The 615-nt window shown below is 63.7% G+C and carries 1 protein-coding gene and 1 pseudogene; one reads left to right on the top strand and one right to left on the bottom strand.

Annotated features, from left to right (window positions below; all coding sequences use genetic code 11):
* Positions 1 to 214: pseudogene (locus EOA22_RS36415) on the top strand (DUF480 domain-containing protein); the annotation flags it as partial.
* A 2-nt stretch (positions 215 to 216) separates the two neighbouring features.
* On the opposite strand, the gene EOA22_RS36410 reads toward EOA22_RS36415, so the two are convergent.
* Positions 217 to 615, bottom strand: a 399-nt coding sequence (locus EOA22_RS36410) for a hypothetical protein (RefSeq protein WP_164756326.1), incomplete at its 5' end; no start/stop codon positions are given.

The raw sequence follows: 615 nt of genomic DNA, 5'->3' as shown, positions 1-615 counted from the left end.
ACCGCCACTCATCCAGGAAATCCCACGCGGACCGGGCCAGCGCGAGGAGCGTTACGTCCATCTGCTGAGCGGGATTCCGCAGATCGCCCCCATCGCCATGCAGGCTGCGTCGGCTGCTTCATCTGCCTCCGGCCTCGAGGAGCGCGTCAGCGCCCTCGAGGAGGAGATTGCAATGTTACGCGCCCGCATCGACGCGCTGACCGGCGAGCGCTAGGTTCACCTCCTCGAGTAAACGCCGCTCGCTTCGCCGTCGGGGTCGATCAGCCGCAACTGGTTGCCGTCCAGTTGCCAACGCAAGGAGACCGGCTTCAGGTCACCGGGCTTGAATTTCCAGAGGCCCGTAAGGTCGGGCCGGCAACCATTGACGGATTTGTAGGTTCCTGCCGTCGGCGTGAAAACCAGGGTCGAACCGCGCACGGAGGCCTTGCCGGTTTTCAGGGTCAGCGACCGGACCTGACCGCAGCCGTCGACCAGAGACGATTGGAACAGCGCGTAATAGGTGCGCCCGTCAGCCCCGAAGGTAAAGGTGACGCTGCCGCCGCTGCCTGGATCGCAGTTGCTGAATGTGTCGCAATAATTGCCGCTGGCAACTGCAAAACCCCACTTGCCGACGAG

This window comes from Mesorhizobium sp. M7A.F.Ca.US.014.04.1.1, assembly GCF_003998745.1.
Lineage (GTDB): Bacteria > Pseudomonadota > Alphaproteobacteria > Rhizobiales > Rhizobiaceae > Mesorhizobium > Mesorhizobium ciceri.
The sequence above is the reverse complement of the archived record's forward strand: the minus strand, read 5'-3'. Positions and strand labels throughout refer to the sequence as shown.